Genomic DNA, 19,811 nt, shown 5'->3' with positions numbered 1-19,811 from the left:
GTCTGGGGCGTGCTCGACGCGCCGACGGTGTGCCTGCTGCTCGGTGAGGGCGCGGGCGGCGCGGCGCTGGCCCTGCTGCCCGCCGACCGGGTGCTGTGCGCGCAGCACGCGTGGCTGTCGCCGCTGCCGCCGGAGGGCGCCTCGGCGATCCTCTACCGCAGCGTGGACTTCGCGCCGGAGATCGCCCAGCAGCAGCGGGTGCGGGCCACCGACCTGCGGCGTGACGGGATCGTCGACCGGGTGATCCCGGAGGTGCCCGACGCCGCGTACGAGCCGCGCGCGTTCTGCGAGCGGGTGGGACGGGCGCTGGAGTACGAGATCGCCGGACTGCTGGCGCGCAGCCCGGCGGACCGTCGAGCGGCCCGCCAGGCCCGCTACCGCAACCTGGGCGGCTAGCCTGGCGGACCGTTATCTCGACCTGGGCGCTTAACGCGGCTCCTTCGGCTCGTCGTACGTCCAGAGCACGCCCCCGTCGGCGCCGTAGCCGGTGAACCGCATGCCCGGCCAGGACAGCCCCTGCTTGCCGACCGCCTTGGGCACCGGCCCGGCGAACAGCAGCACGCCCTGGTCCCAGGGGTCGGGCACCGTGCTCGCGGTCAGGCGCCCGCCGCCCTTGAGCGTGACGTCGACCTTGGCCGTGCCGGGCACGGTGAAGCCGTACCACTCCTCCCGGCTTGCTGACCATTGCAGCGGGAGCTCAGGGGCGGCGATCATGGCGCTCAGCTTCCCGCCTGGGACGGCCTGGAAGGAGTCCGGCTGTTCCTTGCCGTCTTTCGTCCACTTGACGCACGTGTCGGCGTACAGGTGGGCGGTGAGCCCGCCGGGGAAGACGTGGCCGGCGTCGAGGGGCTTGTTGTCCCCCCAGCACCAGCCGGGCCGCGTCAGATCGACCTGTTCGAGTTGTTTGCCGCGCACCTTGTACGCGAAGGCGCTCACCTTCGCGTCGCTCGGGTATCTGACCCACCACACGGGCGCGGGCAGGTCCTTGACGCGCGTCAGGGTGGCGGGCAGGCGGCGTCCGTCCTCCAGCACCGCGTCGACGGACAGCCAGTCGTCCTCGGCCGCGCCGAAGGCGACGACGCTGCCCGGCAGCGGCAGGTAGGTCTCCACCCGGCTGCTGGAGAAGCCGCCGAACGGCGGTTCGGGCCGAACCCTGGCGCAACCGCCCTGGTCCCTGCCGTCGATGCCGGTGCCACCGGTGCCGCACAGCTGCAGGTCGTCCTCGTAGGGGTACTTGCCGAAGGAGAGCCGTACCGGTCCGTTGCTGAAGTCGTCGGTGCCGGGGACGGTGATGGGCTCGCCGATCTGTTTGAAGGTCGACTTCGGAGACGCGGTGCTGCGTGGTCTGTCTTCACGCCAGAGCTGCTTGCCCGCGGCGTCGTAGCCCGCCCACCAGCCGCCGTGGAACCAGTCGAGCGGTGGCAGGTGCGCGAGGGTGAACAGGTTGCGGTCGAGGTTCCACGGATCGGGGATGCCCTGCATGGTGATCGGGGCGTCGGAGCCGAGCGCTATCTGGATCTTGACGGTGTCCCTCTTCGTGGCGGTGTAGATGAGTCCGTCCTCGGAATGGATCATGGGTGCCTTGGCCGTCATCGGATCCTTCAGGTCGAGGTTGACCCAGCCGAGCTCCTTGGTCCCACGAAACCAGAACACACTGCGGCCCTGGACCTTGTCGTCGTAGGGGCGCACCATGACCTCGCCGGGCAGCCGCATGGGTTGGCCGATCGGTGTGTGCCTGCTGCTCTCACCGGCGAGGCGCCTGGGCGAGGCGTCCGAGCCTCGCCTGCCACGCGCGTCGGTGAACTCCACCGTCGACACCTTGTCCACAGCCGACAGCGCCAGCGTCCAGATGACCATCGGGGCGCCCTCGGACCGGTGCACGGTCGCGTCGACGCGCCGGCCGTCCGCCAGCACGGCCGTGACCTTCGCCACGTCGTTGTCGGCGACGCCGTAGTCCACGTAGGCGGACGGGGTGTCGGCGCGGGTGGAGCCCTCGTACACGCCGCTGCGTTCCATGATCCCGGCCATGCGCAGGTCGTGGCACGAGCCGTATGGATCGCCGTCCGCCGGGACGGCGACGAAGCACACTTCGGGGGAGCCGAGCCGACCCCGGGCGAACCACAGGCGCAGCGGCTTGCCCCGCGCTGGGTCGTTCACCACGACCTGTTCCCCGGCCGCCGTCTTGCCCTGCATAAGCTGCTTGTAGACCTCGTCGAGATCGCTCGCGCTGTTGCGGCCCAGACCCCCGTTGAGCAGGATGGGGACGAAGATGGCGAGCAGCGCGATGGGCAGGGCGGCGAGCAGCCACCGCCCGCGCGGCACCGGCGGGGGAGTGCGGCGCTGGACCTTGAGCCAGGCGTTCGGATCGGCCTCGTAGGTCTGGGCACGGGCTTCGAGTGCCGCCCGCAGGCGTGCTTCGAGGTCGCTCACTGGTCCTCCTCCTTCAGCGCCTTGCCCAGCGCGGCCAGGGCCCTGCTGGCGTGGGTCTTGACCGAACCCGCCGAGACGCCCATGACGTCGGCGATCTCGCGTTCGGACAGGTCGAGCCAGTAGCGCAGGACGAGGGCCTCGCGCTGCCTGCGCGGGAGGCGGTCGAGCGCCGCGAGCAGCTCGCGGTGCTCCTCGGCGACGATCACCGCGTGCTCGCTGCTGCGTTCATGCTCGGGAGGATCGGGGCGGCGCAGCCGGACCAGCCTGAGGTGACGCAGGCGGTTGCGGGTGAGGTTGCAGACGATCGTGCGCAGGTACGACACGGCCGCCCCGTCATCGCGCAGCCGTCTGATGTGCAGCCGGGAGAACGCCTCCTGGGCGATGTCCTCCGGGTCGTCGGCGCCGAGCAGGCCCGCCAGCCGTACCAGGGGGTGGTAGTGGGCGGCGAACAGCTCGGCGAATGACGGCTGCGCCATGGTGGAGGAGTCGATCACAGTACAGAGACACCCAAGACGGGCGTCGGTTGACTAGGGGACGGGAATCCGTTCGACGCGGATCGAGAAGACCTCCTCACGGGGCACCACGACCTCGTAGGCGCCGTGGTCGACCATCCAGTAACCGAGCGCCTCCGCCTTCATGCCGCTGTGGCCGGTGTAGGCGATGTGCAGGCCGTCGTCGTCCTCGTCGAGCACGATGCACGGCTCGCCACCGAACGCCCCGACGGTGCGGATCAGCACCAGCCAGTCGAGCTCGGCGCGGCCGACCGTGCGCCGCCAGTAGCCGGAGCCCGGCTCGAACCCGTCGAGCTCCTCCTCGCTGAACAGCACCACCTGGTCACTGTCGGGGCCGAGCGCGGCGGGCAGCGTGCGCTCGGCGAACCGCGCGACGAAGCCGGCGGCCACGGGGGTGATGTCGTCACTCATGCGGCGGGCCGCCAGGTGAGCCCGTCGTAGGCGGCGAAGGGCCGCTCGTGTTCGGGGGTGATGTGCACGATCTCCGCCCCCGCGGGGATGGGGATCGGCGTGGTGTGGAACTGCGGGACCACGTGCTCGCGCGACGTGGTGAACCCGTTGCCCGCGAACGGTGGTGCGTCGCTCCAGTCGCCGCCCATATGGGGTCCGTACGGAACGGCGTAGGTGTCGGCGTCGCGGGCGTACCAGCGCATGACATAGAGCTCGGGCACGTCGGCCGTCAGCTCCGATCCCTCGAACGAAAGGTCGAGTCCGTAGTAGAGCTGTCTGGGGGTCGTCAGCCGGACGCAGTCCTGAAGCCGGTAGACGTAGCCGGAGATGACCGTGCGTTTACCCGAAAGGTATGGCACGAGCAGACGCGGCGGGACGACCTTCTGCATCTGCGTTCTGCTCACTGTTCTACTTTACCGAAGGTCCGCAGAAAGCCTCGGCCTGAAGGACTCCGTTGCCTTATTCGGTGGTGGGTCATGTTGCGAGCTCCAGGTCTGTGAAGTGGGAAGTTCGTGTGGTCCCCAGCGGGGGTTGGCTGAGCCGGGCGTTCAGGGGGATGAGATTGATCGCGGATGCGGTAACGAACTCGACCCGGTTCAGCGACCGCCCTTCTGGCCATGCTCGACCAGGCGGGCGCGGAAACCGCTGAGCACCGAAAAGTCGAACCCGGGATCCTCGAGCTCCAGCCCGAGGGCGCACTTCCACTCGATCCGGCCGCGGACCGCATCGGCGGCCTGCCGATCGGACAGGTCCTCCGCGTATTGCAGGAGCGACACCAGCGCCAACTGGCCCGGCGACAGACCGGGACGTCCCCGCACCCCGAACATGCCCGCGAACTCCTCATCGGCGAACAACGGGCCAGCGCATCCCGGATCCGCATCGCCATCGTGCCCTTGGGAAACGCCGCCCGGGCCACCCGTGCGGTCATCTCGGGGATCTCCGGCCAGGCACGCGGCTGCATCGACATCACAGACTCCTTCCGCTGCCCGGCGAAGGGAACCCGAGCGTAGCAACGACATCGTTGACCACACGACGACCAATGTGACGAAGGCGCCCCGAATTGGGCGACGGAGTCCTTCGGGTCGGGGCTGAATGCGGTCTCGTCAGGGATGGCCCGCTGGAGGTGGGACGGCCCCGGGGGTGTGTGGCGCGGGCCCGGAAGTGGTCAGGTGGGGCGGCGTTGCTGTTCGATGTAGGCGTTGATGAGGGTGAGTGGGGCTTCGCCGCAGGAGGCGGCGAGGTAGGAGGGTGACCAGAAGGGGCCGTGCGTGATGGCCGGGTTGAGCTGGCCGGGGAACTCCTTGCGCAGGTAGAGGGATGAGACGCCTTTCAGCGAGTTGACGAGTTTGGAGACCGTCATCTTCGGGGGGTAGTGGACGAGGAGGTGGACGTGGTCGTGTTCGCCGTGGAACTCGCGTAGTTCGGCCTCGAAGCTGTCGCACACCTCGATCATGATGTCCTCGCAGCGTCGCAGCATCTCGTCGTTGAACACGTTTCTGCGATATGGGGGGGTTCCCTCGTGCTGGCGGGTCGCAGGTACCGGCTGGAGTTCGACTTCGGGCAGCAGGTGTTCGCCGAGAGGCTGGGCGGGATCTGCCGCAGCGTGTGGAACACCGGCCTCGAACAGCGCCGTGAATACCGGCGGCGAGGCGCGTACCTCAGCTACGAGGAGCAGTGCGCGCAGCTCGCCGAAGCGAAGAAGGACCCGTACTGCGGGTGGCTCGCCGACGCCCCTGCCCAGGTCATCCAGCAGACACTGAAGGACCTGGACCAGGCGTGCCGCCGGCACGGCACCTGGAAGGTGCGCTGGAAGTCGCGGACGAGGTGGAAGCCGTCGTTTCGGTTCCCCACCGCGAAACACATCCCCATCGAGCGGGCCAACCGCAAGTGGGCCCGGGTGTTCCTGCCCGAATTCGGGTGGGTGAAGTTCCGGATGTCACGCCCACTGGGCGGGGTGGTGAAGTCCGCGACCGTCTCCCGCGACGGCAAGCACTGGTTCATCTCCTTCCTGGTCGAGGACGGCATCAAGGAAGCCGCCACGCACGCGCGCCCCGAGCGGGGGTGCGGCGTGGACCGAGGCGTCGTCACCGCCGCCGTCACCAGCGATGGGGAGTTCTTCGACCGCCGCCACGCAAACGGCACGAGCTGCCGCATAAGCGGCACGGGAATCTCCGTCCTTTAGAGCGGAGAGCAGGTCAAGATCGCTTGATACCTAGTACGCGATGTTCGAGGCACGGCAGGGCGGTCCTGGCCGCGGCGGTCACCTCCGGGTCCACCTCCACGAGCTGAATGCCCGGATTGGTGCCCAGATCGGCGCGGACTACACCGAGCGGGTCGACCAGCATGCTGCGGCCCACCCCGAAACCGTCGCTCGACTCGGCCGGATTGGGTGCCTGGCCGACGGCGGCGGTCCATGTGGTGTTCTCCAGCGCCCGCGCCCGGACCAGTGTCACCCAGTGGTCCTCCTTGAGCGGGCCCGACCCCCACGCGGCGATGACCGCGAGCAGCTCGGCGCCCTGGTCGACCAGCGCTCTGGCCAGCTCGGGGAAGCGGATGTCGTAGCAGGTGATCAGCCCGACGCGGAGTCCGGCCAGCTCCACCACGGTGGGCTCGGCGCCCGGGGCGACCAGCTCGGACTCCTTCGCGCCGAAGGAGTCGAACAGGTGGATCTTCCGGTAGGCGGCCTTGACGGAGCCCTGCGCGTCGATGGCCACGGCGGTGTTGTGCACCCGGCCGGGGCCCGGCTCGAACACGCCGGCGATCACCGCGAGGCCGTGCTCGCGGGCCGCCTGCGCCACGCCGGTCACGAACGGCCCGTCGAGCGGCTCGGCCAGGTCGGTGACGCGGCTGCCGTAGCGGGTCAGCGTCGCCTCGGGGAAGATCGCCAGGTCGGCGCCTTCGGCCTTGGCGAGCGCTTCGCGGACCCTCTTGAGGTTGGCCGACGGGTCAGGAGACACCGGGATCTGGCAGAGGGCGATTCTGGTCACGGCCCGACTCTAACCGGTTGGGCACCCGTCGAAACCAGGTCAGGCATCGCCAGATCCACTCGAGTGGGCCGTACCTGAATCTCGCCAGCCACCACGCGCTGAACGGCACCTGTACGGCCAGCGTCGCCACCGTGACCACGAGCACCCACCAGCGCGTCGGGTCGGTCTTGAGCAGGTGGCCGGCCAGGGAGATCACCAGCGTGCCGGAGATGTAGTTGGTCAGCGCCATCCGCCCGAGCGGCTCCAGCACCGCCGACAGCGGCGCCGACCACCGGGTCCGCAGGGCCAGCAGCAGGCCGGTGGAGTAGGCGGTGGCCCCGGCGAGCGCGGCCACGCTGTAGACGGTCCAGTTGTGGTTGGTGGTCCAGGCGGCGGTGAGCAGGGCGGAGGCCAGCGCGCTGACGGCGAAGACCGGCAGCAGCAGCCGCCCGGACGGGCGCGACTCCATCAGCGCCATGCCGAGCAGGAACAGCGCCGGGATGAGATATGGCCCGGCCCCGACCGACACCGTCCACACGACCGCGGCCACCCCGAGGATCACCATGGGCAGGCCGCCGGCCAGGAACGAGGCGGGCAGCAGCACCAGCGCCCCGAACGCCGCGTAGGCCGTCAGCACCTCGCCGCTGTAGAACGTGCGCTGGAGCAGCCCGAAGCACAGCAGCCAGAACAGCCGGCGCACCAGCACCCACCGCCCGGCCCGCTCCAGGACCAGCACGAAGCTGATGCCGAACAGCAGCGAGAAGATCGGGTAGAACCGGCTCTGGAACAGCGCGTCGATCGTCCAGTCGATGCCGTTCTTGGGCTCGTGCACGGCGTGCTGCCAGGTGTTGACCAGCATGATGCCGCCCACCGCGAAGCCGCGGAGCGCGTCGAGCTCTCGGATACGCCTCACAGGATCCAGGCGAACCACCATACGAGGAATCCGGCCGCCGTGACGGCGGCCACCGCCTGCGCCCATCCCCGCCGCAGCGCGAGCGCGCCGAGCGTCAGCACGGCCGAGCCGACCGCCACCCAGGTGTACGGCCAGACCGAGGCGGGCAGCCCGACGGCCAGCGCGGTCTCGTTCTCCTTGAGCATGCCCCACACCGCCGCGCCGACCAGCCCCGTGAACGCCGTACCCGCCAGCCCGGCGAAGGCGGCCAGCGCCCGGCCCTTCAGCGCGCCCGCGACCAGCTGGACCAGCGACACCAGCGCGAACAGCGCGAACGGGGCGGCCAGCCAGGGCGACAGCGAGATCTGGTACGGGGCGCCGCTCGCCCGTATGTCGCCGGGATTCAGCCGGGGGTAGACGGCCGCCTTCTCAGGCGAGCACGGTGCGGCCGCCCCGCCTGACGGGGTGTCGACGAAGGCCAGGATGTGGCGGCGGGCGCAGGCGTTGGCCAGGAACACCGCGTGGCCCGTGCCCGCGAACTCCACGAAGCGGGCGTTGGGCAGGCTCTTGGCGGCCGGCTCGCTGGTCCTGGTCGGCGTCGTGGGGTCGTACTGGCCGCCCACCACGAGCACCGGGGCCTTCGTGGTGGCGTCGACGGGCGCCGACTTGGGAAGCTTCCAAGCATCACACACCGCTTTGTCACTGTTTACGGTGAAAAGTCGGGATTTTGTGGTGAATGTGTTGAACGGGACCTCGTCCTGGCACTGCACCGCGTGATACAGCCCGAACTCGTGCGAGACCAGTGCGTCGCCCACCTGATCGGCGAGCGGGCGCAGCAGCTCGTCGTGGCCCTTGCTCAGCGCGTCGATCATCGCCGGCGCCACGGCGAGCACGTCGGCCTCGTGCAGCGCCTCCGCCATGATCGTCGAGACGTCGTCACCGGTCAGCCGGGCGGTGAAGCCGGTGCCCAGCAGCGGGTCCGTGGTCGGCACCCGGGCCGGGCGGGCGTTCAGTCGCCTCACCATCGCCTCGAACGGCTCGCGCAGACCCAGCTTGGCCACGGTGTCGGTCAAGTTGCGGTCGGCGTCGTCGTACCAGCCGACCTTCTCCGGCAGGTACGAGTCGAGCACCACCGAGCGCACGCCCGCCGGGTCGGCGGCGGCCACGTCCATCATGACCCGGGTGGAGTAGCTGACCCCGAACAGGTTCCAGGTGGGGTAGCCGAGCGTCTCGCGCAGCTCGACGACGTCGGCGGCGATCTCCTTGGTGTTGTAGCCGCGCAGGTCCACGCCCTGCTGCCCGAGCCGCTCCCGGCACTTCAGCGCGGCGGCGCCGACGTCGGCCGACGGCTCGCGCAGCCGGTCCAGCATCGCCTCGGCCGTCTCCGGGCAGCCCAGCGTCGGCTGGGAGTACTTGCTGCCGCGCTGCTCCACGGCCACCACGTCACGGTCGGGGAACATCTGGCTCAAGAACCCCGTCAGCTGCATCGACGCCGAGGCCGGGCCGCCGCTCATGTAGACGACCGGGTCGGGCTTGCGGTCCTTGGCCGTCGAGGCGTGCACGGCGTAACCGACCTTGATGGTCTTGCCCGGCGTGTCCCTGCGCTCAGGGACGATCAGGAAACCGCAGGTCGTATTGTCGGGCATGGCAACGGGGCACGTGCTTTTCTGAACACTGTCCAGGCTCATGACGGGCGGCGCGGAAAGGGCGAGCGCGATGAGGACCCGAATGATCACGAGACGAGACTAATAGTGTGGGGCCGTGACGGAACCACTTGTATCCCGGATGCGCGCCTTCGGTACGACGATTTTCGCGGAGATGAGCGCGCTGGCCGTACAGACCAGCTCGATCAACCTGGGCCAGGGATTCCCCGACACCGACGGGCCCGCGGCGATGCTCGACCGGGCGGTGCAGGCCATCGTGTCCGGCGCCAACCAGTACCCGCCCGGCCCCGGCGTCCCTGAGCTGCGGCAGGCCGTCTCCGAGCACCGGGCCGACCACTACGGCCTCGACTACGCGGCCGACGGCGAGATCCTGGTGACCGTGGGGGCGACCGAGGCGATCGCGGCCAGCGTCCTGGCGTTGTGCGAGGCGGGCGACGAGGTGATCGCCTTCGAGCCTTACTACGACTCCTACGCCGCCTCCATCGCGCTGGCGGGGGCACGGCTGGTCGCGGTGACGATGCGGCCGGTGGAGGGACGATTCACCTTCGACCCGGACGAACTACGCGCCGCTGTCACGCCGCGTACCCGGGCGATCCTCGTCAACTCCCCGCACAACCCGACCGGGACCGTGTTCACCCGCGCCGAGCTGACCGTCATCGCCGAGCTCTGCCAGGAGGCCGGGCTGATCGCGATCACCGACGAGGTGTACGAGCATCTGACGTTCGACGGTGTCGAGCACATCCCCCTGGCGACGCTGCCCGGCATGCGCGAACGCACGGTGATGATCTCCTCGGCGGGCAAGACGTTCTCCGTCACCGGCTGGAAGACGGGCTGGATCTGCGCGCCCGCCTCGCTGATCACGGCGGTGCAGACGGTCAAGCAGTTCCTCACCTTCACCGCGAGCGCGCCGTGGCAGCTCGCGGTCGCCTACGGCCTGCGCAACGAGCTGGAGTGGGTCTCGGCGCTCTGCGACGGGCTGGGACACAAGCGGGACCGGCTGATGGAGGGGCTGACGGCGGCCGGGTTCGAGGTGCTCAGGCCGGCCGGGACGTACTTCGTGCAGACCGACATCCGGCCGCTGGGCTTCGAGGACGGGCTGGAGCTGACCCGGCGGCTGCCGGAGCTGGTGGGGGTGGTGGCCATCCCGACGCAGGTCTTCTACGACCACCCCGACCGGGGCAGGCACTTCGTCCGGTTCGCCTTCTGCAAGAAGGACGAGGTCATCGACGAGGCGGTCACCCGGCTCAAGCGCCTGTCGGCCTAGCGGCCTCCCGGAACTGTAGTTGTTCGGCTACGGCGAGGAATGAGCGCAGGTGAGCTAGGGTAGGAGCCGCCCCCAAACAGGGATCGCCTCTGGGCCCCGACCCCCCGAAGGAGACGGAATCGTGCTCACCGTCGGTGACCGCTTTCCCGAGTACGCGCTCACGGCGTGCGTCGGCCTCGACCCCGAGCGGGCGTTCGCGGAGATCGACCACAAGACCTACGAGGGCAAGTGGCGCGTCGTGTTCTTCTGGCCGAAGGACTTCACCTTCGTCTGCCCGACCGAGATCGCCGAGTTCGGCCGGCTCAACGGCGAGTTCGCCGACCGCGACACGCGGGTGCTCGGCGTCTCCGTCGACTCCGAGTTCGTCCACCACGCCTGGCGCAAGCACCACGACGACCTGCGTGACCTGCCGTTCCCGATGCTGAGCGACGTCAAGCGCGAGCTGAGCGGCGCGTGCGGGGTGCTCGGCGAGGACGGCGCGGCCCAGCGGGCCACGTTCATCGTGGACCCGCACAACGAGATCCAGTTCACGATGGTGACCGCCGGATCCGTGGGCCGCAACGTCAAGGAGGTCCTGCGGGTCCTCGACGCCCTGCAGTCCGACGAGCTGTGTCCCTGCAACTGGAGCAAGGGCGAGACCGGTCTCGACGCGCGGATGCTGCTGGCCCAGTGAGCGAGCTGACCTACGGACACGGTGGCGTATGAGCATCGACGAGCTGAAGGCGGCGCTGCCCGGCTACGCCAAGGACATCAGGCTCAATCTGGGCTCGATCACGACCACCTCGCCGCTGACCGACCAGCAGCTCTGGGGCACGGTGCTGGCCGCCGCGCTGGCCACCAGGTCCGGGCGGGTCATCGCCGCGGTCTGCGCGGAGGCCGTCGGCAAGCTGTCGGCCGAGGCGTTCACCGCCGCCAAGGCCGCCGCCTCGATCATGGCGATGAACAACGTCTACTACCGGGCCACCCACCTCATCGGCGACGAGACGTACGCGACGCTGCCCGCCCGGCTCAGGATGACCGTGATGGGCGATCCGGGGGTGGACCGGGGCGACTTCGAGTTGTGGTGCCTGGCGGTCTCCGCGATCAACGGCTGCGGCCGGTGCCTGGAGTCGCACGAGCGGGTGCTGCGCGGTTCCGGCCTGCCTCGCGAGCACATCCAGGAGGCGCTGCGCGTGGCCGCCGTGATCAACGCCACCGCCGCGACCCTCGAGGCCGAAGCGGCCCTGATCACGCTCTGACGGTCGCCGTCCGCGCTTCCGTGGTGGAGGTGGGCTCTCCGGGTGTCCACCTCCGCCGCGGTTCAGCTCTTGGCGCTCTTGGCGTCGTTCGCGTCCTCGACCTGTGGCGCGTCCAGCGGGGTCAGCGCCGCCGTCGCCTCCTCGTGGTCCATCCCGGTCGCCTGGAGCAGGTCCACGGCGATGGAGCGCAGCTGCGCGATGATGACGTGCGCGGAGAAGCCCAGCCGTTCGGGACGCTCCCGCGCCGCGACGGCGAGCAGCGCCTGCCGGGCCAGCATGGGCTCGCGTCCGGCCGCCAGTTCGAGCTGGAGCAGCAGCGCCGCCTCCGACACCTCGCGCATCGCCTCGGCCAGCGAGGTCGGCGGCGGGCTCGTCTCGCCCAGCGCCGCCAGCGTCCGGCGGGCCAGCACCCTGGCGTTGCGCAGGGCCAGGTCCACCGGCACGGCCACGGTCTCATACCTGGCCAGCCGGCCACGGCGATGCCAGTGCAGCGGCGAGATCAGCGTGATCTCCTTGCTGGTCTCCACCGCCCGCTCGAACTCCGCGACCGCCGCCTGGGTGTTGCGCGCCTCCTCCAGCGCCTCGGCGGCCAGATCCACATCGCGCTTCTCGATCGCCTCCGCGGCCCGTTCGAGCACCGTGGACAGCGCGTCGAGCACGCCCGACAAGTGCTTGGCGGCGATCGTGAAAGGGCTGGCCGGAAGCAGCGCCGCCGTGGCGATGCCGATGACGCCGCCGGTGAGCGCGTCGGCCATCCGGTCCCAGCCGCCGGCGCCGTCGGCGGGCACCAGGGCGGCGACGAGTACCGCGGACGACCCGGCCTGCGCCACGAAGAGCGCCCCGCTGTTCAGCAGCACCGCGGCGGTCATCGCCAGCGCGACCACCAGCATGATCTGCCAGGCGCCCGAGCCGATCCAGGACACCAGCAGGTCGCCGACGCCGACGCCGAGGCTGACCCCGACCACGAGCTCGGCCACCCGGCGCAACCGCTGCCCGAGGCCCACACCGACACAGATCAGCACGGAGATCGGCGCGAAGAACGGGCGAGGGTGGTCGAGCAACTGGATGGCGACGGTCCAGGCGAGCGCCGCGCCGACCGCGCACTGCGCGATGGAGGGCGCCATCAGGCCGAACCCGCTCAGCCGTTCCCGTACATGATCGCTGAGCCTCGTTCGCACCCCTCTACCTTGGCGGATCTTTGTGACATTAAGGTCACATTGCCCGTATTCGGGCGTGTCGGGACCGTGGCGGTCACCACGTCAGGGGACGTCCTCCTCGCCCGCGTCCAGCGGCGGGAGGGCGTCCATCGCCTGCTCACGATGGCCGCCGCTCGCCTGGAGCAGATCCACCACGATCGACCGGTACTGCGCGACCATCACCCCGGCCGAGAACCCCCATCGCTCATCCGCCACCTGCCGCGACGCCACCGCCAGGATCGCCTCGCGGGCCCGATCCGGCTCCTGCCCCAGGGCCAGCTCCTCGCGGAGCAGCTGGGTCGCCTCGGCCAGGTCGCGCAGCGCGCCCGGCATCCAGGCGGGCGGCGGGCTCTGCCCCCCAAGGGCCACGACGGCCCGCCTGGCCAGCACCCGGGCGTTCCTGACCGCGTGATCGAGCGGTACGGCGGCCGTCTCGTACCCCTCCAGCCGGTGGCGGCTCTGCCAGTGCAGCGGTGAGATGGTGGCGATCTCCCAGCTGGTCCCCAGCGCCTGCCGGAAGGTGTCCACGCTCGTCTGCGTCCCCCGCGCGGCCTCCAGCGCCTCGGTCGCCAGAGCGGGGTCGGACCTCTCGATCGCCTCCGCGATCCGCCGCAGCGCGTCGCCCAGCGCCTCGAACATCCCCGACGCCTGCTTGGCCACCAAGCCGAACGGGCTGGCCGGCAGCAGGGCCATCGCGATGATCCCCATGACGCCGCCGACCAGCGCGTCGAGCATCCTGTTCACCCCGCCGATGCCCGTCGGGGGCAGCAGGGTGGCGACGAGCACGGCCGAGGAGCCGGCCTGCAGGACGATCAGGGAACCGCTGTCCAGGAGCACGCCCATGGCCATCGCCAGCGCCACCACGAGCGCGATCTGCCAGGCGCCCGAGCCGATCCAGGACACCAGCACGTCGCCGACGCCCACGCCGAGGCTGACCCCGACGACCATCTCGACCATCCGGCGCCGCCGCTGCCCCAGACCCACGCCGATGCAGATGATCACCGCGATCGGCGCGAAGAACGGGCGAGGGTGCCCGAGGACGTCCTTGGCCACCAGCCAGGCCAGCGCCGCCGCCACGGCACACTGCCCGATCGTCGGCGTCATCAGCGCCAGCCTGCTAAGCCGCCGTTTCACCTGCACCCACCCTGGCCTACCCAGCTCGCGGCGCTCAACCGGCCAGGAACTCGTCCACGGCCCCCAGGAACGCCGCCCGCGCGGAGACGTGGATGAGATGCCCGACCTCGATCGTGACCAGCTTGGCCCCCGGAATCCGCGCGGCCACCGCCTCGACGTCGAGGTGACTGGCGCCCGACAGCACCAGCGTCGGCGCGGTGATCGAGGCGAGCCCCTCGGCCCACGCCGGATCGGGCGCGAGGAACTGCCGCTCGGTCTCGTGCACCATCCGCCAGTCGAAGCCGGGGGACTCGCCGTCCTCCACGATCGGCGGGCGGTTCTTCATCGCGTACGGCGGCGCCGGATCCTCCAGGACCAGCCGCTCGACGCGATCGGGCCACGTCATGGCCACGAGGTAGCCCACCGCCCCGCCCAGCGAGTGCCCCACCAGCGTCGCCCGCTCGAAGCCCAGCTCGTCCAGCAGCGCGACGACGTCGCGCGCCATGTCGGCCAGCGCGTACGTGCCCGGGTAGTCGCTGGCGCCGTGCCCCCGCAGGTCGATGGCGAAGACGTGATAGCGGGCGGCGAAGTGCTGGGTGATGCCGTTCCAGTCGTTGTGGTCGGCGGTCCGCCCGTGGATGAGCACCAGCGGGGGAGCGGCCGGGTCGCCCTCCTCGCGATAGACGAGCTTGATCCCGTTGACGTGCGCTTCGCGAATCACACCGGTGACCCTATCCCCGAGGCCGGCCGCCACGTTGGGCGGACATTGCCGGTGAGAGCCCGATCGGCTGGTGGATAGCGTGTCGAGCGTGCCGCCGGGGTACGTCTGGGAGTCGCGGGAATCGTCGAAGAGGGGTTGCGATGCCGGATCCGATAGAAGTGCGCAAGGTGCCGATCGAGAGCGTGACGGACGCCTCCGGCCTGGCGCGGCTGATCGACGACGGGGTGATCGAGGCGCACCGCGTGCTCGCGGTGATCGGCAAGACCGAGGGCAACGGGGGTGTGAACGACTACACCCGGATCCTGGCCGACCGGGCCTTCCGTGAGGTGCTGGCGGCCAAGGGGCATCCGGCGCCGGAGACCGTACCGCTGGTGTGGTCCGGAGGGACGGACGGTGTGCTCAGCCCGCACGCCACCGTGTTCGCCACCACCGACCCGGCCGGCGCGCCGCGATCGGATGAGCCGCGCGTGTCGGTCGGCGTCGCGATGAGCGACGTGATCCTCCCGGAGGACATCGGCCGCCCGGCGATGGTGGAGAAGGTCGCGGCCGGGGTGCGCGAGGCGATGAAGATCGCGGGCATCGACGACCCGCGCGACGTCCACTACGTGCAGACCAAGACGCCCCTGCTCACTTTGGCCACCATCACCGACGCCAAGAGCCGCGGCCAGGACACCGCCATCGAGGAGACCGGCCCCTCCATGGACCTGTCGAACTCCACCACGGCCCTCGGCATCGCCGTCGCCCTCGGCGAGATCGAACCGCCGCGGGCCGATCAGATCCACAAGGACCTGTCCCTGTACTCGTCGGTGGCCTCGTGCTCGTCCGGGGTCGAGCTGGACCGGGCGCAGATCGTGGTGGTGGGCAACGTGCGGGGGATCGGCGGGCGCTACCGGATCGGCCACAGCGTGATGCGGGACGCCCTGGACGCCGACGGCATCTGGGAGGCGATCCGCGACTCCGGCCTGCCGCTCCCCGAGCGGCCGCACCACACCGACCTCGGCGACCGCCTGGTGAACGTCTTCATGAAGTGCGAGGCCGACCCGTCCGGCCGGGTCCGGGGGCGGCGCAACATCATGCTCGACGACTCCGATGTGCACTGGCACCGCCAGATCAAGGCCACGGTGGGGGGAGTGGCGGCGGCGGTCACGGGCGATCCGGCGGTGTTCGTCTCGGTCGCCGCCGTCCACCAGGGCCCGTCGGGCGGCGGCCCGGTCGCCGCCATCGCCGACCTGGGAGAAGGGTAGTCTCGGGCGTTGTGCCCAGCATTCCGCAGCCACTCGACCCCGGCGACGACGGCACGGCCGCGCCCGCCGTGGCCGCCGCCCTGGCCTCCTACGAGCGAGGCGCGGCGGAGGCCACCGAGGTGCTCAACGCCCTGACCGGCGCCCGGCTCCTGGTCCCCGTGGTCGCCCTGCTGACCGAGTCGGAGGTGGGCGAGCACGGGCTGCGCCAGGAGAAGGAGAGCGAGATGGCGCTGCCCAAGCTCGTCGGCAAGGACGGCAGGGAGGCGGTGCCGGTGTTCACCGGCGCCGAGTCCCTGGCCCGATGGCGCCCCGACGCCCGGCCGATCCAGGCCACCCTGCTCCAGGTCTGCCGGGCCGCCGCCGGTGAGCGGGTCGCGGCGGTCGTGGTGGACGTGGCGGGGCCGGTGCCGTTCGTGATCGAGGGCGGCGTGCTGGAAGCCCTCGCCGCCGTCGAGTCCGGCACGCTCGACGAGGTCTCCGGCGTGACCGTGGCCCACGTCGAGCCGGTACGCAAGCGCCGCTGGTTCTCCAGGAAGTAGTGTCGGCGGAGTGGAGGCAGTTGTCGCGCTCCTGGGACTGATCGTCGGCCGCTACGTCAGGACGCTCGCCGCCTGCTTCGTACCGAATCCCCCGGACACCCGCGAGGAAGCCCGCGCCGCCCTGGACGCCGTGCTGCGCACGGTGCCCGTGCCGCGCTGGCCGCCCGCCGTCGAGGTGGCCACCGCCGCCGTCGCCGCGCTCGTCGCCTGGCGCGCGGGCCCGCCGTACGTCTACTTCGCCCTGGCCGGTACGGCCCTGGCCCTCATCGACTGGCGGACGGCGAGGCTGCCCGACGTGATCACCCTGCCGTCGTACCCGATCCTGGCGCTGACCCTGCTGCCCACGGGAGAGCTGCCCAGGGCGCTGCTGGGCGCGCTGGCGCTGGCCGCCGCGTACGCCGTGCTCTGGTTCGCCCGGCCGGAGGCGATGGGCCTGGGCGACGTCAAGCTGGCGGGCCTGATCGGCATGGCGGCCGCGGCGATGAGCTGGCAGACGTGGGTCGTCGCGGCCGTCGGCGGCCAGCTGTCAGGCGCCCTCTACGCCATCGTCCTGCTCCTCACCAGACGCGCCACTCGCGACACACAGTTCCCTTTCGGCCCGTTCATGCTGCTCGGCGCCTTCACGGCGCTCTGTCTCGGCCAGTGAACACCGGACATCCCACTAGGCGGCACGTGGAAGACTTGTACGCATGTTGCGCTGGTTGACCGCCGGAGAGTCCCACGGCCCCGAACTCGTAGCCGTCTTGGAAGGCCTGCCGGCCGGGGTCGAGGTGACCACGGCCGCCATAGACGAGGCCCTGCGCCGCCGCCGGCTCGGCTATGGCCGCGGCGCCCGGATGAAGTTCGAGCAGGACCAGGTGACGATCGCCGGCGGCGTCCGGCACGGCCGCACGATGGGCAGCCCGATCGCCGTCCGCATCGGCAACACCGAGTGGCCCAAGTGGGAGAAGGTCATGTCGGCCGACCCGGTCGACCCGGCCGAGCTCGACGGCCTGGCCAGGAACGCCCCCAGGTCGCGTCCCAGGCCGGGCCACGCCGACCTGGCCGGGATGCAGAAATACGGCTTCGACGACGCCCGCCAGGTCCTCGACCGGGCCAGCGCCCGCGAGACCGCGGCCCGCGTCGCGCTCGGTGAGGTGGCCAGGCGCTTCCTCAAGCAGGCGCTCGGCGTCGACATCGTCAGCCACGTCACCTCCATTGGCGGCGCCCAGACGCCCACCGAGGACCTGCCGGGCCCCAACGACCTGGCGCGCATCGACGCCGACCCCGTCAGGTGCGCCGACCCCGAGGGCAGCGCCGCGATGGTCGCCGTCATCGACCAGGCGCACAAGGAGGGCGACACGCTCGGCGGCGTCGTCGAGGTGCTCGCCTACGGCCTGCCGCCCGGCCTGGGCAGCTACACCCACTGGGACCGCCGCCTCGACTCCCGGCTGGCCGGGGCGCTCATGGGCATCCAGGCCATCAAGGGCGTGGCGGTCGGCGACGGCTTCGAGACCGCGCGCCGGCCGGGCTCACGCGCCCACGACGAGATCGAATACACCGCGGCCGACGGCGTCAAGCGCATCACCAACCGCGCGGGCGGCGTCGAGGGCGGCATGACCAACGGCGAGATCCTGCGGGTCAGCGCCGCGATGAAGCCCATCTCCACCGTCCCGCGCGCGCTGGCCACGATCGACGTCAAGACCGGCGAGGCGGCCAAGGCGCACCACGAGCGCTCCGACGTCTGCGCGGTCCCGGCCGCGGGCATCGTCGCCGAGGCCATGGTCGCGCTGGTGCTGGCCGACGCGGCGCTCGAGAAGTTCGGAGGCGACTCCGTCGAGGAGGTCGCCCGCAACCTGTCCGGCTACCTGTCATCGATGGTGATCAAATGATCAAGGCCGTGCTGATCGGCCCGCCGGGGTCCGGCAAGACCACCCTGGGCCGCCTGCTCGCCGACCTGCTCGGCGTCTCCTTCCGCGACACCGACGCCGATGTCGAGGCCACGGCGGGCAAGCCCGTCGCCGACATCTTCATCGAGGAGGGCGAGGCCCGCTTCCGCGAGCTGGAGCTGCGGGCCGTACGCCAGGCGCTGGCCGAGCACGACGGCGTGCTGGCCCTGGGCGGCGGCGCGGTGCTCAACGAGGAGGCGCAGCGGCTCCTGGCCGGCCACCCGGTCGTCTACCTCCAGGTCGGCCTGTCCGACGCGGTCCAGCGGGTGGGCCTGGCCTCGGCCCGGCCGCTGCTCGTGCTCAGCCCGCGCAGCCAGCTGAAGAAGCTCATGGAGGAGCGCCGCCCGATCTACGAGCGGCTCGCCGTCCTGACGGTCGTGACCGACAAGCGCGAGCCCGCCGAGCTGGCCGAAGAGATCATGAAGGGGCTCCCGGCATGAGCGCGACCAGGATCGCCGTGCGCGGCGACAGCCCCTACGAGGTGGTGATCGGCACCGGCGTGCTGCCGGAGCTGGCCGGGCTGTTCAAGCCGGGCGTACGCACGGTCGCGGTCATCCACCCGGCGGGCCTGCCCGAGATCTCCCGCCCGGTCTGCGAGGCGCTGTCCGGCGCCGGATACGACGTGGTGGAGCTGCCCGTGCCCGACGGCGAGGCGGCCAAGTCGATCGAGGTGGCCGCCGAGCTCTGGTCCGCCCTGGGCCGCTACGGCGTGACCCGCTCCGACGCCGTCGTGGGCGTCGGCGGGGGAGCCACCACCGACCTGGCCGGGTTCATCGCCGCGACCTGGCTGCGCGGCGTCCAGGTGGTGCTGGTGCCGACGACGCTGCTGGCCATGGTCGACGCGGCGGTCGGCGGCAAGAACGGCATCGACACCCCCGAGGGCAAGAACCTCGTCGGCACCTTCCTGCCTCCGGCGGGCGTGCTGTGCGAGCTGAGCACGCTGTCGAGCATGCCGCGCGCCGACTACGCGGCCGGGCTCGCCGAGATCATCAAGGGTGGCTTCATCGCCGACCCGACCATCCTCATGCTGATCGAGGACGACCCCGACGCCGCCGCCACGCCCGAGGGGCCGCACACCCGCGAGCTGATCGAGCGGAAGATCCAGATCAAGGCCGACGTCGTCGGCGCCGACCTGCGCGAGGCCGGGCTGCGCGAGATCCTCAACTACGGTCACACGCTCGGCCACGCGATCGAGCGGGCCGAGGACTACACCATGCGCCACGGCGAGGCCATCGCCATCGGCATGGTGTTCGCCGCCGAGCTGTCCAGGCTGGATGGGCGCATCGGGATCGACCTGGTCGAGCGCACCCGGACCATCCTCACCTCCGTCGGCCTGCCCACGACCTACCGGGCCGAGGCCTGGCCGCGACTGCGCGACCACATGCGGCTCGACAAGAAGAACCGGGGCGCCAAGCAGCGTTTCGTCGTGCTCGACGGGCTGGCGAAGCCGGGGCGGCTGGAAGGGCCCTCCGAGGAGCTGCTGGAGGCCGCCTACCAGGCGGTCGGCCGGTGACGCCTTTCCCTTGATCGTCTTGTCTTAATCGTCTTCCGCTCCATTGCTTTCGCATGCGATCGGGGTGGCGGCGGGCGTGGCGGCCGGGGTTCGCACTACAGTCAGATGTCCTGACGCACCACGGCACGGCGGAGATGAACA

At 71.0% G+C, this 19,811-nt stretch carries 21 protein-coding genes and 2 pseudogenes; 11 read left to right on the top strand and 12 right to left on the bottom strand.

From position 1 onward, the window contains the following. Positions 1–396: carboxyl transferase domain-containing protein (locus AB0B61_RS26870; RefSeq protein WP_358437059.1), on the top strand; the 396-nt coding region annotated here is incomplete at its 5' end. Positions 397–426: 30 nt separating this feature from the next. Here AB0B61_RS26870 and AB0B61_RS26865 read toward each other — a convergent pair. The 6 genes and pseudogenes from AB0B61_RS26865 to tnpA all read right to left on the bottom strand — a co-directional run. Beyond that, on the bottom strand, positions 427–2,430 hold the full coding sequence (locus tag AB0B61_RS26865) for a hypothetical protein (RefSeq protein ID WP_358437056.1): 2,004 nt from the start codon (positions 2,428–2,430) through the stop codon (positions 427–429). After that, entirely contained in the window at positions 2,427–2,924 is a 498-nt protein-coding gene (locus AB0B61_RS26860) for a SigE family RNA polymerase sigma factor (protein WP_358437053.1), read from the bottom strand. The genes AB0B61_RS26865 and AB0B61_RS26860 overlap by 4 nt, the downstream gene beginning before the upstream one ends. Positions 2,925–2,957: 33 nt before the next feature. After that, positions 2,958–3,353: a hypothetical protein gene (locus AB0B61_RS26855; RefSeq protein ID WP_357642666.1), complete on the bottom strand. Its 396-nt coding sequence runs from the start codon at positions 3,351–3,353 to the stop codon at positions 2,958–2,960. Next, positions 3,350–3,796 carry a hypothetical protein gene (locus tag AB0B61_RS26850; RefSeq protein ID WP_358437050.1) on the bottom strand — a complete coding sequence of 149 codons (447 nt, stop codon included), beginning with the start codon at positions 3,794–3,796 and terminating at the stop codon, positions 3,350–3,352. Before AB0B61_RS26850 ends, AB0B61_RS26855 begins: the two co-directional genes overlap by 4 nt. Before the next feature lie 222 nt (positions 3,797–4,018). After that, positions 4,019–4,359: pseudogene (locus tag AB0B61_RS26845) on the bottom strand (transposase); the annotation flags it as partial. A gap of 198 nt (positions 4,360–4,557) precedes the next feature. Then, positions 4,558–4,896 (bottom strand): annotated as a pseudogene (gene tnpA, locus AB0B61_RS26840) (IS200/IS605 family transposase); the annotation flags it as partial. 15 nt (positions 4,897–4,911) lie between these two features. Here tnpA and AB0B61_RS26835 point away from each other — a divergent pair. Then, complete coding sequence (locus tag AB0B61_RS26835) at positions 4,912–5,574, top strand: transposase (protein ID WP_358437047.1); 663 nt, start codon at positions 4,912–4,914, stop codon at positions 5,572–5,574. A 13-nt stretch (positions 5,575–5,587) separates the two neighbouring features. On the opposite strand, the gene AB0B61_RS26830 is transcribed toward AB0B61_RS26835, so the two are convergent. The 3 genes from AB0B61_RS26830 to AB0B61_RS26820 are packed head-to-tail and all read right to left on the bottom strand — an operon-like array spanning position 5,588 to position 8,896. Then, the gene (locus AB0B61_RS26830) at positions 5,588–6,379 is read right to left on the bottom strand and encodes a carbon-nitrogen hydrolase family protein (protein ID WP_358437045.1); all 792 of its coding nucleotides are present in this window, start codon (positions 6,377–6,379) and stop codon (positions 5,588–5,590) included. Beyond that, positions 6,339–7,271, bottom strand: coding sequence for a DUF418 domain-containing protein (locus AB0B61_RS26825; protein ID WP_358437042.1), 933 nt, complete (start codon positions 7,269–7,271; stop codon positions 6,339–6,341). Before AB0B61_RS26825 ends, AB0B61_RS26830 begins: the two co-directional genes overlap by 41 nt. Further along, positions 7,268–8,896, bottom strand: a complete 1,629-nt coding sequence (locus AB0B61_RS26820) for an alpha/beta hydrolase (protein WP_358437039.1) — start codon at positions 8,894–8,896, stop codon at positions 7,268–7,270. The genes AB0B61_RS26825 and AB0B61_RS26820 overlap by 4 nt, the downstream gene beginning before the upstream one ends. 115 nt (positions 8,897–9,011) lie before the next feature. Between AB0B61_RS26820 and AB0B61_RS26815 the strand changes: the two genes are divergently transcribed. The 3 genes from AB0B61_RS26815 to AB0B61_RS26805 all read left to right on the top strand — a co-directional run bounded on the left by AB0B61_RS26815 (position 9,012) and on the right by AB0B61_RS26805 (position 11,416). After that, positions 9,012–10,178 carry a pyridoxal phosphate-dependent aminotransferase gene (locus tag AB0B61_RS26815; RefSeq protein WP_358437036.1) on the top strand — a complete coding sequence of 389 codons (1,167 nt, stop codon included), beginning with the start codon at positions 9,012–9,014 and terminating at the stop codon, positions 10,176–10,178. A 121-nt stretch (positions 10,179–10,299) separates the two neighbouring features. After that, entirely contained in the window at positions 10,300–10,851 is a 552-nt protein-coding gene (locus AB0B61_RS26810; protein WP_358437033.1) for a peroxiredoxin, read from the top strand. 28 nt (positions 10,852–10,879) lie between these two features. Then, entirely contained in the window at positions 10,880–11,416 is a 537-nt protein-coding gene (locus tag AB0B61_RS26805) for a carboxymuconolactone decarboxylase family protein (RefSeq protein WP_358437030.1), read from the top strand. Positions 11,417–11,478: 62 nt separating this feature from the next. On the opposite strand, the gene AB0B61_RS26800 is transcribed toward AB0B61_RS26805, so the two are convergent. The 3 genes from AB0B61_RS26800 to AB0B61_RS26790 all read right to left on the bottom strand — a co-directional run bounded on the left by AB0B61_RS26800 (position 11,479) and on the right by AB0B61_RS26790 (position 14,446). Further along, entirely contained in the window at positions 11,479–12,594 is a 1,116-nt protein-coding gene (locus tag AB0B61_RS26800; RefSeq protein ID WP_358437028.1) for an FUSC family protein, read from the bottom strand. Positions 12,595–12,675: 81 nt separating this feature from the next. Then, positions 12,676–13,746, bottom strand: a complete 1,071-nt coding sequence (locus AB0B61_RS26795) for an FUSC family protein (protein WP_358437025.1) — start codon at positions 13,744–13,746, stop codon at positions 12,676–12,678. 34 nt (positions 13,747–13,780) lie between these two features. Beyond that, the gene (locus AB0B61_RS26790; RefSeq protein ID WP_358437023.1) at positions 13,781–14,446 is read right to left on the bottom strand and encodes an alpha/beta fold hydrolase; all 666 of its coding nucleotides are present in this window, start codon (positions 14,444–14,446) and stop codon (positions 13,781–13,783) included. Positions 14,447–14,586: 140 nt separating this feature from the next. Here AB0B61_RS26790 and AB0B61_RS26785 point away from each other — a divergent pair, with 140 nt between their 5' ends. Genes AB0B61_RS26785 through aroB form a run of 6 tightly spaced genes read left to right on the top strand, consistent with a single transcriptional unit; the run spans position 14,587 to position 19,670 of the window. After that, complete coding sequence (locus tag AB0B61_RS26785; RefSeq protein WP_358437021.1) at positions 14,587–15,690, top strand: ring-opening amidohydrolase; 1,104 nt, start codon at positions 14,587–14,589, stop codon at positions 15,688–15,690. Positions 15,691–15,701: 11 nt separating this feature from the next. Then, complete coding sequence (locus AB0B61_RS26780) at positions 15,702–16,229, top strand: SseB family protein (RefSeq protein ID WP_358437018.1); 528 nt, start codon at positions 15,702–15,704, stop codon at positions 16,227–16,229. Positions 16,230–16,239: 10 nt separating this feature from the next. Further along, positions 16,240–16,875 (top strand): A24 family peptidase, encoded by a 636-nt coding sequence (locus AB0B61_RS26775; protein ID WP_358437016.1) that lies wholly within the window; start codon positions 16,240–16,242, stop codon positions 16,873–16,875. 43 nt (positions 16,876–16,918) lie between these two features. After that, positions 16,919–18,100, top strand: coding sequence for a chorismate synthase (aroC, locus tag AB0B61_RS26770; RefSeq protein ID WP_358437013.1), 1,182 nt, complete (start codon positions 16,919–16,921; stop codon positions 18,098–18,100). Beyond that, positions 18,097–18,597 carry a shikimate kinase gene (locus tag AB0B61_RS26765; protein WP_358437011.1) on the top strand — a complete coding sequence of 167 codons (501 nt, stop codon included), beginning with the start codon at positions 18,097–18,099 and terminating at the stop codon, positions 18,595–18,597. Before aroC ends, AB0B61_RS26765 begins: the two co-directional genes overlap by 4 nt. Next, positions 18,594–19,670 carry a 3-dehydroquinate synthase gene (gene aroB / locus AB0B61_RS26760; RefSeq protein WP_358437008.1) on the top strand — a complete coding sequence of 359 codons (1,077 nt, stop codon included), beginning with the start codon at positions 18,594–18,596 and terminating at the stop codon, positions 19,668–19,670. Before AB0B61_RS26765 ends, aroB begins: the two co-directional genes overlap by 4 nt. Positions 19,671–19,811: the final 141 nt, after the last annotated feature.

The sequence above is a fragment of the Nonomuraea sp. NPDC049158 genome (genome assembly GCF_040648335.1).
GTDB lineage: Bacteria > Actinomycetota > Actinomycetes > Streptosporangiales > Streptosporangiaceae > Nonomuraea.
This window is presented reverse-complemented; position numbering and strand designations above follow the sequence as displayed.